The 13650-nt window shown below is 72.1% G+C and carries 12 protein-coding genes; 3 read left to right on the forward strand and 9 right to left on the reverse strand.

The annotated features are described in order from the left end of the window. Positions 1-143: 143 nt before the first annotated feature. The 6 genes from AB0L45_RS03475 to AB0L45_RS03500 all read right to left on the reverse strand — a co-directional run bounded on the left by AB0L45_RS03475 (position 144) and on the right by AB0L45_RS03500 (position 8895). Positions 144-1607: a catalase gene (locus AB0L45_RS03475; protein WP_365835660.1), complete on the reverse strand. Its 1464-nt coding sequence runs from the start codon at positions 1605-1607 to the stop codon at positions 144-146. 172 nt (positions 1608-1779) lie between these two features. Beyond that, positions 1780-3771: a SpoIIE family protein phosphatase gene (locus AB0L45_RS03480; protein WP_365835662.1), complete on the reverse strand. Its 1992-nt coding sequence runs from the start codon at positions 3769-3771 to the stop codon at positions 1780-1782. Between the two features lie 215 nt (positions 3772-3986). Continuing rightward, on the reverse strand, positions 3987-4670 hold the full coding sequence (locus tag AB0L45_RS03485; protein WP_365835664.1) for a class I SAM-dependent methyltransferase: 684 nt from the start codon (positions 4668-4670) through the stop codon (positions 3987-3989). 235 nt (positions 4671-4905) lie between these two features. Then, positions 4906-5613 carry a DUF402 domain-containing protein gene (locus tag AB0L45_RS03490; protein ID WP_365836327.1) on the reverse strand — a complete coding sequence of 236 codons (708 nt, stop codon included), beginning with the start codon at positions 5611-5613 and terminating at the stop codon, positions 4906-4908. 68 nt (positions 5614-5681) lie between these two features. Then, the gene (locus AB0L45_RS03495) at positions 5682-7094 is read right to left on the reverse strand and encodes a class II fumarate hydratase (RefSeq protein ID WP_365835666.1); all 1413 of its coding nucleotides are present in this window, start codon (positions 7092-7094) and stop codon (positions 5682-5684) included. Positions 7095-7200: 106 nt separating this feature from the next. Next, the gene (locus AB0L45_RS03500) at positions 7201-8895 is read right to left on the reverse strand and encodes a fumarate hydratase (protein ID WP_365835668.1); all 1695 of its coding nucleotides are present in this window, start codon (positions 8893-8895) and stop codon (positions 7201-7203) included. A 210-nt stretch (positions 8896-9105) separates the two neighbouring features. Here AB0L45_RS03500 and AB0L45_RS03505 point away from each other — a divergent pair, with 210 nt between their 5' ends. Together AB0L45_RS03505 and AB0L45_RS03510 are read left to right on the forward strand one after the other, a co-directional pair. Continuing rightward, positions 9106-9867, forward strand: coding sequence for a DUF1707 domain-containing protein (locus AB0L45_RS03505; RefSeq protein ID WP_365836329.1), 762 nt, complete (start codon positions 9106-9108; stop codon positions 9865-9867). Between the two features lie 224 nt (positions 9868-10091). Further along, a complete protein-coding gene (locus AB0L45_RS03510) occupies positions 10092-10451 on the forward strand; it encodes a WhiB family transcriptional regulator (RefSeq protein WP_365835670.1) in 360 nt (119 codons plus the stop codon). Positions 10452-10541: 90 nt separating this feature from the next. Here the strand turns inward: AB0L45_RS03510 and glpX are convergent, their stop codons facing one another. Further along, a complete protein-coding gene (gene glpX / locus AB0L45_RS03515) occupies positions 10542-11573 on the reverse strand; it encodes a class II fructose-bisphosphatase (RefSeq protein WP_365835672.1) in 1032 nt (343 codons plus the stop codon). 277 nt (positions 11574-11850) lie between these two features. Here glpX and AB0L45_RS03520 point away from each other — a divergent pair, with 277 nt between their 5' ends. Continuing rightward, positions 11851-12360, forward strand: a complete 510-nt coding sequence (locus AB0L45_RS03520) for a DUF4245 domain-containing protein (RefSeq protein ID WP_365836331.1) — start codon at positions 11851-11853, stop codon at positions 12358-12360. 111 nt (positions 12361-12471) lie between these two features. Here the strand turns inward: AB0L45_RS03520 and AB0L45_RS03525 are convergent, their stop codons facing one another. Both AB0L45_RS03525 and AB0L45_RS03530 read right to left on the reverse strand, forming a co-directional pair. Further along, positions 12472-13065, reverse strand: a complete 594-nt coding sequence (locus AB0L45_RS03525) for a malonic semialdehyde reductase (protein WP_365835674.1) — start codon at positions 13063-13065, stop codon at positions 12472-12474. 299 nt (positions 13066-13364) lie between these two features. Further along, positions 13365-13643, reverse strand: coding sequence for an exodeoxyribonuclease VII small subunit (locus AB0L45_RS03530; RefSeq protein ID WP_365835676.1), 279 nt, complete (start codon positions 13641-13643; stop codon positions 13365-13367). Between the last annotated feature and the right edge of the window lie 7 nt (positions 13644-13650).

Here is a 13650-nt window from a genome sequence, read left to right on the forward strand (position 1 = left end):
CGGTCCCGGCGGCCCCCGCCCCCCCCCGCGCCCGGGGCGCGCCCGCCCCCCGCGCGCGCCCGCCGCCCCCCCCCCCCCGGGGCCGGCGCCCCCGCCCCGGGGGGCCCCCACGGCCCTTTCGCACGGCGCCCGGGCCGCGCGGCTCAGCCGCCGTTGAAGCGCGCGGCGATCCGGTCGCCGAGCGCCTTGTCCACGTTGCGCCAGTACTGGAGGGCGCGCAGCAGCACCGGCCGGCTCACGCCCTTCGACAGGTGCCCGGCCACGTTGTCGACCAGCCGCCCGCGCGCCGCGTCGTCCAGCACCTGGCGTACCTGGGTGCCCGCCTGGCTCCAGTCGTCGTCGTCACGGCGCAGCTTGTACGCCTCGCGCACCATCTCGCCCGCCGCGTGCCAGCCCGCCGGGTCGCCGAAGTTCTGGGTGTCGGCCGCCGGACCGCCGTACGAGTTCGGCGCGTACACCGCCGCCGCACGGGACGGCTCGTAGCGCATCGGCCCGTCCTTCGCGTAGGAGGTGACCACCGAGTGCGGGCGGTTGGGCGGCAGCTGCGCGTAGTTCGGGCCGATGCGGTAGCGGTGGGTGTCCGGGTAGGAGAACAGCCGGCCCAGCAGCATCTTGTCCGGCGACGGGCCGATGCCCGGCACCATGTTGGACGGCTCGAACGCCGCCTGCTCGATGTGGACGAAGAAGTCCTGCGGATTGCGGTCCAGCGTCATCCGGCCGACCTCGATCAGCGGATAGTCACCGTGCGGCCACACCTTCGTCAGGTCGAACGGGTTGAAGCGGTAGTCCGGCGCGTCGTCGAACGGCATCACCTGGACGTACATCGTCCACGACGGCGCGTCCCCGGCCGCGATCGACTCGTACAGATCGCGCCGGTGCAGGTCACCGTCCTCACCCGCGAGCCGGTCCGCCTCCTCCTGCGTCAGGAAGTCGATGCCCTGGTCGGTCTTGATGTGGTACTTGATCCAGAACCGCTCGCCGCCGCCGTTGACCCACATGTACGTGTGCGAGCCGTAACCGTTCATGTGCCGGTACGTCTTCGGGATGCCCCGGTCGCCCATCAGCCAGGTGACCATGTGCGCCGTCTCCGGCGACAGCGTCCAGAAGTCCCACTGCATGTCGTGGTCGCGCACCCCGCTGTCCGGGCGCCGCTTCTGCGAACGGATGAAGTCCTGGAACTTGCTCGGATCCCGCACGAAGAAGATGGGCGTGTTGTTGCCCACCAGGTCGTAGTTGCCGTACTCGGTGTAGAACTTCAGCGCGAAGCCGCGCGGATCACGCCAGGTGTCCGGCGAACCCTGCTCGCCCGCGACCGTCGAGAAGCGGGCCAGCATCTCCGTGCGCCGCCCCGGCTGGAAGAGGTCCGCCTTGGTGAACTGGCTGACGTCGTTGGTCACTTCGAAGAACCCGTACGCCCCGCTGCCCTTGGCGTGCACCACCCGCTCCGGCACCCGTTCCCGGTTGAACTGGGCCATCTTCTCGATGAGGTAGTGGTCCTGGAGCAGCAGCGGACCGTCGGAGCCCACCGAGAGCGAGTACTCGTCGCTCTCGACCGGGACGCCGGCGTTGGTCGTCGTACGCGGGACGTCGTGCGCGGAGCTGGTCATGGCGGAGCGCCTCCCGGTGGTGGGGTCGTCAGTCCCTGTCCACCGAGAAGTCAACTCCGCCGACGCGGTGTCGGCAACCGTTGGACGCCGTCCGGTTCGAGACGAAGTCCGGCCGCCGGTACGCCCCGTGGCGCCCCGGCGGCCGCGTACGACGACGGGCTCGGACCGCTGCCTACGAGACGCCCCCGAACGGCATGGACAGCTCGAACCACACCACCTTGCCCGTGCTCAGGCGCGTCGCGCCCCAGCGCCGGGCCATCCGGTTGACCAGGTACAGGCCGCGTCCGCCCTCGTCGGACGGCCGGGCCTGCCGCAGCCGGGGCAGCTGCGGCACGTCGTCACCGACCTCGCAGCGCAGCACGTCCGTGCGCAGCAGCCGCAGCGTGATCGGCCGCTCCGCGTACCGCACCGCGTTCGTCACCACCTCGCTGACCAGCAGCTCCAGCTGGTCGGTCAGCTCCTCCAGGCCCCACCGGGACAGCGCCCTGCGGGCCAGCCGGCGCGCCTGCCCGGCGGTCTGCGCCTTCGGGTCCAGGTACCAGTACGCGACGTCGCTCGGCGCGATCCCGTCGAAGCGGGCCGCCAGCAGCGCGATGTCGTCGTCCCGGTCACCGGGACCGAGCATGTCCAGCACCTCGTCGCACAGGGGCTCCAGCGGCGGCGGGTTCGGCCCGGTCAGCCGGGCCGTCTCGGTCAGCCGCTCCCGCAGCTGCTCGATGCCGGTCCACACGTCCCGGATCCGGGACTCCACCAGGCCGTCCGTGTACAGCACGAGCGTGGCGCCCGCCGGCGCGTCCAGCTCCACCGCCTCGAAGTCCACCCCGCCCACACCGATCGGCGCGCCCGGCGGCACCCGCAGCACCTCCGCGCGCCCGCCGCGGTGCAGCATCACGGGCGGCGGGTGCCCGGCGTTGGCGACCATGATGCGGTGCGCCACCGGGTCGTAGACCGCGTACAGGCACGTCGCCATCCGGTCCGAACCGAGCCGCTGCGCCTGCTCGTCGAGGTGGTGCAGCACCTCCTGCGGCGGCAGGTCCAGCCCGGCGAGGGTCTGCGCGGTGGTCCGCAGCTGGCCCATGATCGCCGCCGAGGTCATCGAGTGGCCCATCACGTCACCGACGACCAGCGCCACCCGGCTGCCGGGCAGCGGGATCGCGTCGTACCAGTCGCCGCCCACCCGCGCCGTCTCGGCGGCCGGCAGATAGCGGCTGGCCAGCCGGACGCCGGTGGGCTGCGGCAGCGAGTCCGGCAGCATCGTGCGCTGCAGCGCGTCCGCGATGTACGCCTCGCGCCCGTACAGCACCGCCTTGTCCACGCCCAGCGCCGTGTGCGTGGCCAGCTGCGCCGCCACCAGCAGGTCGTCCGCCTCGAAGGCCGGGCGGTCCGGGCGGCGCAGGAAGACCGCCGCGCCGATCACCCGGCGGCGGCCGCGCAGCGGCGCGAGGATCACCCGGTGCCCGGCCGGCAGGTGCGTGAGCGGACCGAGCAGCTCGGGCAGCGCGGCACGCGCCGCCTGCACCTCGCCGAACAGCGGCCGCACGCCCCGCAGCACCTCCGCCAGCGGCCCGCCCGGCAGCACCTCGGACAGCTCAGCGGCGCTGCCGCCCATCGCCGGGCTCAGGTCCGGCTGCGCGGGCAGCATCGGCAGCCGCCCGCCGTTGGTGTCCGGCTCCTCGGGAATCCGGTCGGTACGGCGCAGCCGCAGTACCACCGGGCCGGTCGGCCGCTCGTCACCCACCGGCAGCGGATCGCGCAGGTAGACCAGGATCGCGTCGGCGAACGTCGGCACCGTCGCCCGGCACAGCCCCAGCACGATCTCGTCGAGGTCTATGCCGCGGGCGATCCGCCGGGTGGCCGCGCCGATGAAGCGCAGCCGGTCGCCGCCCGCCTGACGCGCCGCCAGCAGCTCGGCGCTCTCGGCGGGCTGCGCGGGGTGCGCGGAACGGGCGGGCGGCGCGTCCGGGCCGCCGGCCTGCTCGGGGGCGCGCCCGGCCGCCGTACCGCGCGCGCCGGTCTCCACCGGGACGCTGTGCGGTGCGGCGGGCGGCGGCACCCCGGGAGTCTCCTCGGGGCGCGGCCGGGGCCGCCCGGCCCCGGCGTCCGCCGGGCCGCCGTCCGCGGCGCACGCAGCAGAATCGTCACCGCGCGGGGCCGCGGCAGACATGTCAGCCACCTCGGCCGGCCCGCCGGCCGTGGGCTGCCCCGGGAGACCGCGGGGCTCGGCGGCCGCCGCGTACGGCGCCGGCCCGGGCAGGCCCCGGTCCGGGGCCGCCGGGGACGCGGCAGGCGGGACCGCCTGTCGCGGTTCGTGGGAGGTCGGGTGCTCCGTCACGCGTGGGATTCCATCCGTCCGGGGCTGCGCGCGTGGCGCGCCGCGTCTCAAGCGCGTCGCAGGTGCAGGAAGAGCTGGATCTCGGGTGGGGTGTCCGTACTGGCCGGGGCATACGCATACGAGTCCTCCCCGGTGACTTCGAAGCCCGCGTCGTGCACGACCTGGCGCAAGTCGTCCCGCAGGTAACCCGATACCCGGATCGTGCTGCCCAGGAACGGAATCGGGCAGTGGTCCAGATCGGCCTCGACCATCGACAGGGCCAGCAGCCCGCCGGGCCGCAGCAGGCCGTGCAGCATCCGCAGGGTGTACGGGATCTCCGCGCGGGGCAGCATCAGCAGCGAGAAGAAGGCGACGGCCCCGTCGAAGGAGCCCGGCCCGCCGAGCCGTTCGTCGCGCAGGTCGGCGACGTCCAGCCGGTGGAACCGTGCCGCCGGGACGTTGTCCCGGGCCAGCGCGACCATGGAGGGGGAGAGGTCCACACCGACGACCGTGTGGCCCGCGTCGGCCAGCTGACGCGCCGTCGGCACGCCCGTACCGCAGCCGACGTCCAGCACCCGCGACCCGGCGGGCAGCGCGGCCGCCAGCCGGGCGCCGGCCGCCAGCTGACCGTCCTTGTGGGGGAAGGCCTCGTCGTAGCGGTCGCCGATCGCGTCGAACGCCTCCGCCTGACCCGCCCGGTCCAGGACTAACCCGTTCAGGCCCTCATATCCGTCGTAGCCTTCAGCGCTCACGACCTCGCCTCTCCTGCGACCGCGGTCAAGTTCGGGGCTCCGCCTCGGGAGCCACGTCCGTGCAGTTCCGTGCAGTCTTGAGTTACGCCTGTGCAGTCTTGTGGAGGACGATCCTACGGTTGATCCCCAGGGGCGCATCAAGGGGGCTCACTCGCACGCCACGCCGCGCCCTTTCCCGCTCACCGGTGCGCCCGGAGCCGCCCCGTGCGACCGGCCCGTCCGGCGGGCGTCCCGTTCACTCCCGCGCGCCGGGCCCGGCCCGGTCCCAGTCCTCCGGCAGCCCCGGCACCTCCCACGCCGGGTCCGGCCGCCAGTCCTCCCACCCGGACCCGAACGGCACCCCCCACGCGGCGATGTGCTCGACCGCCGCGCGGCCCGCCGCCCGTACGTCCGCCGCCAGCGCGGACGGCATCAGCCCGTCCCGCTGCGCCTGCGCGAACTCGTCCTCGTCGCGCCACTCCCAATGCCGGTCCGGGTAGACGCAGATGTCCAGGAAGTGGTCCTGGGAGTCGATGCCGCCCGCCCAACGGCGCCGCGGCTCCTCCAGGTTCACGTACCAGTTCTTGAAGTGCCAGCCGGGCTCCCAGAAGAGCCACACCGACCAGGGGTCGTGCGGCCGGGCCAGCTTCAGCACCCCGGTGCCGAACCACTGGTCACGGGTGGTGCGCCGCGGCTTGGTGTAGCGGCTGGCGAGCGGCTCGCGGTGGACGGGCGTCCCGTCGGCCAGCACCGGCTTGACGCAGGGCGTCCCGGGGGCCATCCACACCGCGAGCAGCTCGTCGGTGTCCTGTACGACGGTCATCGGACGGCAGATGTGGATACCGTCACCGGCGTTGTCGCGGTAACGCCACAGGATCTGGTCCCCGGGCGCCCAGCGCCCCGGCCCGTCCGCGGCGGCCCGCCTGCCCTTCGCCCCGGCGGCGCCCTTCCTCGTCTCCACCATGTCCGCTGTCATGCGCAGATCTTAGTGGCGCGCCGGTGCCCTGGCTGTGACGGAAGCCGCACGGACCGTTACGGATGTGTCATGCGCAGTACGTCCAGCGCCTCGTCCAACTGCTCCTCCGTCAGCAGCCCCTGGCCGACGTAGCCGGACTCGATGACCACCTCGCGGATCGTCTTGCGCTCGGCCAGCGACTTCTTGGCGACCTTGGCGGCCTCCTCGTACCCGATGTACTTGTTGAGCGGGGTGACGACCGAGGGCGACGACTCCGCGTACTCACGGGCCCGTTCGGCATTCGCGGTGATCCCGTCGACCGTACGGTCCGCCAGCAGCCGCGAGACGTTGGCCAGCAGCCGTACCGACTCCAGCACGTTCTTCGCGATGACCGGCAGCATCACGTTCAGCTCGAAGTTGCCGGCCGCGCCCGCCGCGGCCACCGTCGCGTCGTTGCCGGTGACCTGCGCGGCCACCATCAGCACCGCCTCCGGGATGACCGGGTTGACCTTGCCCGGCATGATCGACGAACCGGGCTGGAGGTCGGGCAGGTTGATCTCGGCGAGGCCGGTGCGCGGCCCCGAGGACATCCACCGCAGATCGTTGGCGATCTTCGTCAGGCCGACGCCGATGGTGCGCAGCTGTCCGCTGGTCTCCACGACCGCGTCCCGCGCGCCCTGCGCCTCGAAGTGGTTGCGCGCCTCGGTCAGCGGCAGCCCCGTCGTCCGCGCCACCTCGGCGATCACCGCGGCGGGGAAGCCGGGCGGGGTGTTGATGCCGGTGCCCACCGCCGTACCGCCCAGCGGCAGTTCGGCCAGCCGCGGCAGCGCCGAGCGCAGCCGCTCCACCCCGTAGCGGACCTGCGCCGCGAAGCCGCCGAACTCCTGGCCGAGGGTGACGGGCGTGGCGTCCATGAGGTGGGTACGGCCCGACTTCACGACCTCCTTGAACTCCTCCGCCTTGCGCTCCAGGGCGGCCGCCAGGTGCTCCAGCGCGGGGATCAGGTCGTGGGTGACGGCCGCGGTCGCCGCGATGTGGATCGAGGAGGGGAAGACGTCGTTGGACGACTGGGAGGCGTTGACGTGGTCGTTCGGGTGCACGGCACGGCCCAGCCGCTCGGTGGCGAGGGTCGCCAGCACCTCGTTGGTGTTCATGTTGGAGGACGTGCCGGAGCCGGTCTGGAAGACGTCGACGGGGAAGTGGTCGTCCCAGCGGCCGTCGGCGACCTCGGCCGCGGCCTCCTGGACCGCCCGCGCGATGTCCTCGTCCACCACCCCCAGCTCGGCGTTCACCTTGGCCGCCGCGGCCTTGATCCGGGCCAGCGCCTCGATGTGCGCCCGCTCCAGGCGCTGCCCGGAGACCGGGAAGTTCTCCACCGCGCGCTGGGTCTGCGCCCGCCACTTCGCCCGGGCGGGCACCTTCACCTCGCCCATCGAGTCGTGCTCGGTCCGGTACTCGCCGTTCTCGCCGCTCAGGCCGTTGTCGCTCATACCTGTGTCAGTGCCCGGGAACCGTGATTCTGTTCCCGGGCACCGGCACGTTTCGTCCGTCAGGCGGTACGCGCGGAGCGTACGGCCGTCCGGGGCGGCGCGGCCGTCAGGCGGTCCGCACCGGAATGCTGGTGAACGTCGGAGCGGGCGCCGGGTCCTGGAAGAAGTCGTTGCCCTTGTCGTCCACGACGATGAACGCCGGGAAGTCCTCCACCTCGATCCGCCAGACCGCCTCCATGCCCAGCTCCTCGTATTCGAGGACCTCGACCTTCTTGATGCAGTCCTGCGCCAGGCGGGCCGCCGGGCCGCCGATCGAGCCCAGGTAGAAGCCGCCGTGCGCGGCGCACGCGTCGGTGACCTGCTGGGAGCGGTTGCCCTTGGCCAGCATGACCTTCGAGCCGCCCGCCGCCTGGAACTGCTCGACGTACGCGTCCATCCGGCCGGCCGTGGTCGGGCCGAAGGAGCCGGACGCGTAGCCCTCGGGGGTCTTCGCCGGGCCCGCGTAGTACACCGGGTGGTTCTTCAGGTACTCGGGCATCTCCTCGCCCGCGTCCAGCCGCTCCTTGATCTTCGCGTGCGCGATGTCGCGGGCGACCACCAGCGTGCCGGTGAGCGAGAGGCGGGTCTTGACCGGGTGCTTGGTCAGCTCGGCCAGGATGGCGTCCATCGGCTGGTTCAGGTCGACGCGTACGGCGTCGAGGTCCGGGCCCGCGCCCTCGGTCAGCTCCTCCTCGGTCGTCTCCGGGAGGAAGCGCGCCGGGTCCTTCTCCAGCTGCTCCAGGAAGACGCCCTCGGCGGTGATCTTCGCCACCGCCTGGCGGTCCGCGGAGCAGGACACCGCGATGGCGACCGGGCAGGACGCGCCGTGCCGGGGCAGGCGGACCACGCGTACGTCGTGGCAGAAGTACTTGCCGCCGAACTGCGCGCCGATGCCGATCTTCTGCGTCAGCTCGAAGACCTTCTCCTCCAGCTCCTTGTCCCGGAAGCCGTGGCCGGTGGGGGAGCCCTCGGCGGGCAGCTCGTCCAGGTAGTGCGCGGAGGCGTACTTCGCGGTCTTCAGCGCGTACTCGGCGCTGGTGCCGCCGACGACGATCGCCAGGTGGTACGGCGGGCACGCGGCCGTGCCCAGCGATCGGATCTTCTGCTCCAGGAACTTCATCATGCTCGCCTCGTTGAGCACGGCCTTCGTCTCCTGGAAGAGGAAGGACTTGTTGGCGCTGCCGCCGCCCTTGGCCATGAACAGGAACTTGTACGCGTCCCCGTCGGTGGCGTACAGCTCGATCTGCGCCGGCAGGTTGGAGCCGGTGTTCTTCTCGTCCCACATGGTCAGCGGGGCCATCTGGGAGTACCGCAGGTTCAGCTGCGTGTACGCGTCATAGATGCCGCGGGACAGGGCTTCCTCGTCGCGGCCCTGGGTCAGCACGTTCTGCCCGCGCTTGCCCATGACGATCGCGGTGCCGGTGTCCTGGCACATCGGCAGTACGCCCGCCGCCGCGATGTTCGCGTTCTTCAGCAGGTCCAGCGCCACGAAGCGGTCGTTGGCGGAGGCCTCGGGGTCGTCCAGGATGCGGCGCAGCTGCGCGAGGTGGGCCGGCCGCAGATAGTGCGAGATGTCGTGCATCGCCTCGGCGGCCAGCTTGCGCAGCGCCTCCGGCTCGACCTTGAGGAACGTGCGCCCGTCGGCCTCGAAGGTGCTCACACCCTCCGAAGTGATCAGGCGGTAGGGGGTGTTGTCCTCGCCTACGGGGAGCAGGTCGGTATAGGCAAATGCCGGGCGGTCTGGGTGGGAGACGGGGGACATCAGGGGCCATTCCTCACTCGGCGGTGGATTTCGGCTGACGGCTGCGGCAGCGCCTGACCAGCGTAGAACCCCCGCTCGCGGTCGCCGCTGTGAGGTAAGGCTCACTCGGAACGGTTTCGGGGCCGTTCATCCCCTAGTCGCGATCTATCGCGTTTCGGTAGGCTGCCCCCTGTGGACGAATCGCCGCTCGCCAAGCGAGCCCAGCAGCCGGTGAACCTGACCAAGCCCGTGGCCGAGGCCGAGCTGAGGGCCTCCGACGCCGACCGGGACCGGATCGCGGAGATCCTGCGCGAGGCGCTGGCGGTGGGGCGGCTGGACGCCGAGGAGCACTCCGAACGCATCGACCTGGTCTACCGCGCCAAGACGATGGGGGAACTGGAGCCGCTGATACGGGATCTGCCCGCCGAGGGCGGCGCCCCCCGCCCCGCGGCCACCGCGTACGAGGCGGAGCCGGGCGGCGCGCTGCCGGACCAGACCATGGTCGCGATCTTCAGCGCCTCGACCCGCAAGGGCCGCTGGCGGGTGCCCGGCCGGATCAACGCCGTCGCGGTCTTCGGCAGCGTGGAGATCGACCTGACCGAGGGGATCTTCCAGCAGCAGCGGGTCCAGATCAACGTCACCGCGATCTTCGGCAGCGTGGAGATCCGGGTGCCGGAGAACGTCACCCTGCGCAGCAGCGGTTCCGGCGTGCTCGGCGCCTTCGAGGTCGAGACCAACGAGTCGGTGGACACCGAAGCGCCGGTCGTCGTCGTCAACGGCTACGCGGTGCTCGGCAGCGTCGAGGCGAAGCCCAAGCGCGGCAAGTGGCTGCGCGACCTGCGCGACGACCTGCGGGGCGCCCGGCGCGCGTGGCAGGAGCAGCGGAGCGACGAGCGCTGGGACCGGTACGACCGGCGTCGGGAGCGGTTCGAACACCGCCGGGACGAGCGGCGCGAGCGGCACGCGCGGTGGCACGGCGGCCCCCGCGACTGACGGGCCGACGGGCCGGCGGCGCGACGGCGGTGCCCCGGCCCGGAGGCGGTGTTTCCGCGGCGCGTCCGCACTGCTCGGCGGCCGTTCGCAACCGTGTGCATAAGCACGCGTACAGCGGGTAGGGCTGGTGCATCGTCTCTCGTACGGCTGCGGGGTGCGAAAAGTCGTGCGCAGCGAGACGGGCAAGGGTGACTCTTCGCCGAAGCCGTCGTCAGGAGTAGACCGTGCTGCTACCGCATCAGCCTCTGCAGGACACCGCAGTTGTTCCGCCCCAGCGGGTTCCCTCTCGCGAAGAGGCCGGTCCCTGGCACGCGGAGGCGGTGTGCCGCCGTGACGAGGCGGGCCTGTTCTTCGCACCGTCCAAGGAACCGACCGCCGCGCGCCTGGCGAGGGAGGAAGCCGCCAAGCGGGTCTGTGCCCGCTGCCCGGTGATGATCGAGTGCCGGGAGCACGCCCTCATGCAGCCGGAGCCCTACGGAGTGTGGGGCGGCCTGACCGCCGCCGAGCGCCGGGTCGTCCTGGCCCGCCGCCGGCGCCGGGAGAGCGAGTTGCCGCGCACGGCCCGTATGCAGGCCGCCGGTTGAGCGGCCGGTGCGGCCGGCACGCGTGACGGGCCGGGGCCCCGCCGAACAAGACGGCGGAGTCCCGGCCCGAGCGTTTGTGCAGGTCGCGGCCTAGTTGGGACGCTCGAAGTCGACCGAGCTGTACGCACGCAGCTTGGAGAGCCGGTGCTCGGAGTCGACCCGGCGGATCGTGCCGGACTTCGACCGCATCACCAGCGACGAGGTGGTGGCGGTCTCGGCGCGGTAGCGCACCCCGCGCAGCAGGTCGCCGTCGGTGATCCCGGTGGCGACGAAGAAGACGTTGTCGCCGCGGACCAGGTCGTCGGTCTGCAGCACCTTGTCCAGGTCGTGCCCGGCGTCGATCGCCCGCTGCCGCTCCTCGTCGTCCTTCGGCCACAACTTGGCCTGAAGGGTGCCGCCCAGGCACTTCAGCGCGCACGCGGCGATGATGCCCTCCGGCGTACCGCCGATGCCCAGCAGCAGGTCGACGCCGGTGCCCTCGCGGGCCGCCATGATCGCGCCGGCCACGTCGCCGTCCGAGATGAACTTGATCCGGGCGCCGGCCTCCCGTACCTCCTTGACCAGGCCGTCGTGGCGCGGCCGGTCCAGGATGACGACGGTGACGTCCTCGACGGCGGACTTCTTGGCCTTGGCGATCCGGCGGATGTTCACGCCGACCGGCGCGGTGATGTCGACGAAGTCGGCGGCCTCGGGGCCGGTCGCCAGCTTGTCCATGTAGAAGACCGCGGACGGGTCGAACATCGCGCCGCGCTCGGCGACGGCCATCACGGAGACGGCGTTGGCCATGCCCTTGGCGGTCAGCGTCGTCCCGTCGACCGGGTCCACGGCCACGTCGCACTCGGCTCCGGTGCCGTCACCGACCCGCTCGCCGTTGTAGAGCATCGGGGCGTTGTCCTTCTCGCCCTCCCCGATGACCACGACGCCGTTCATGGAGACGGTGTGGATCAAGGCGCGCATGGCCTTGACGGCGGCGCCGTCGGCGCCGTTCTTGTCGCCGCGCCCGACCCAGCGGCCCGAGGCCATGGCTCCGGCCTCGGTCACCCGGACGAGCTCCAGTGCGAGGTTGCGGTCGGGAGCCTCGGGGCTGACCTCTAGTTGGGACGGCAGATGATGCTCGGTCATCGAGCGCACCTTTCTGTACGGCGACGGCCGGAATGGTGAGGGTGGCTATGACTTTATCGGTACGTCGCCAAAATGAGCAGCGGGCCCTACGCATGAGCGGCGACAAGGAGCCATGCGGGTGTGTCCCCGCCCGGCAGGCGGCAGGCGCCCCAGGGCGGGCGGCGGACGGCCCGATGGCAGGGGGCGTGACTTCGGCAGGGGGCGTGTCTTCGCGGAGCCGGGCATGGGGGACCATGGAGAGGTGGCAGGTATGCGAGGCAAGCAGACGGTTCGGGACATGGTCCTGTCGATGGCGGTGATCGGCGCCCTCGTCGCGGGCATCTATCTCTTCATCCCGCACAACGACAGCAGGACCGCCGAGGTGAACGCGGTCAAGACGGTCGACTACCGCGTGGAACTCGCGACCGCCCGGCGCGCCGCGCCGTACCCGGTCGCCGCCCCCAAGGGGCTGCCCGAGGGCTGGCGCGCCACCTCCGTCTCGTACAAGGCGAGCAAGGACAGCAAGGGCGGCGCCTGGCACCTGGGCTTCCTCGACCCGGAGCAGGAGTACGCGGCGCTGGAGCAGAGCGACGCGCCCGCGAAGAAGTTCATCCAGGACGTCACGCTGGGCGCGGAGAAGGCCGCGGGCAAGCAGGCCGTCGGCGGCGTGAAGTGGGACCGCTACAAGGGTGAGAAGTACCGCGCGCTGGTGCGCGAGGAGGACGGCGTCACCACCGTCCTCACCGGCACCGCCCCGTACGGACGGCTGGCGGATCTGGCGGCGTCGCTGGAGTCGAAGAAGGACTGACGCCAGGCGTGCTGCCCGCGTACGACCAGGCCGCCGCACCTTTCCCGCGTACGACGAGGCCGCCGCACCCGGCAGGCGTGCGGCGGCCTCGTCGTGTACGGGCGCGGAGGCTCAGACGGTGGTGACGGCCTCGTCGAAGCTCAGCCGCGGCGAGCGGGGGAAGAAGGCGTCGGCGCCGGGCTTGCCGATGTTGATGACCATGAAGGACTTCTGCTTGCCGTCGCCGAAGAACTCCTTGTCGACGGCGCCGAAGTCGAAGCCGGTCATCGGACCGGCGGCCAGGCCGGCCGCGCGGATGCCGAGGATGAAGTAACCGGCCTGCAGCGTCGCATTCTGGACGCCGGCCACCTCGCGGGCGGCGGCCTCGGAGAAGAACATGTCCTTGACGCCGGGGGCGTGCGGGAACAGCGTCGGCAGCTTCTCGTGGAAGTCCAGGTCCGTGGAGAGGATCACGGTCAGCGGCGCGCTCAGCGTCTTCGGGCCGTTGGCGCCCATCGCGTGCTGCACCAGGCGCTCACGGGCGTCCGTGGAGCGGACCATGGTGATGCGCAGCGGCGACTGGTTGAAGGCCGTGGGGGCGAACTTCACCAGGTCGTAGATGGCCTGCACCTGCTCGTCCGTCACCGGCTCGTCCGTGAACGTGTTGGCGGTCTGGGCCTCGCGGAAGAGGAGGTCCTGGGCGGCGGCGTCGAGCGCGAGAGACATGAGGGCACCTCGTAAGTCGGGTTTTCCGTGTTCGTCATCAACTGTAACCAAGGTAGATTAAGTTTCAACTAATACGGGGGAATGGTGACCTGATTCACAAGGGGGTGGGGGTGGTGAGGGGTGAGGGGGCGGCGTGGGATGGTGCGGGAAGGGCGGTGCGGGTCGGTCCGGTCCGTTGCCCGGCCCGGCCGGGGCCCGGTCCGCTGTCCGGCTCGGTTCACCGTCCGGCTCGGTTCGCTGTCCGGTCCGGTTCGCCGTCCGGTCCGGTCCGTTGCTCGGCCCGGACCGCCGTCCGGCCGCTACTCGGCCGTGTCCTCGTCCGGCTCTTCCTCCGCCAGCGCCGCGTCCAGCCGCGCCCGCGCCCCGTCCAGCCAGCGGCGGCAGACCTTCGCCAGCTCCTCGCCGCGCTCCCACAGCGCGAGGGACTCCTCCAGGGTGGTCCCGCCGGCCTCCAGGCTGCGGACGACCTCGATCAGCTCGTCCCGGGCCTGTTCGTACCCGAGCGCGGAATCCTGCGGCTGCGCCGCGTCCGCCGCGCCGTCCACCACCGTGCTGTCGTCCGTCTTCGCCTTCGCCATGCTTCCC

Origin of the sequence: Streptomyces sp. NPDC052496, from assembly GCF_040679095.1 — a bacterium.
In the GTDB taxonomy this organism is placed as follows: Bacteria; Actinomycetota; Actinomycetes; order Streptomycetales; family Streptomycetaceae; genus Streptomyces.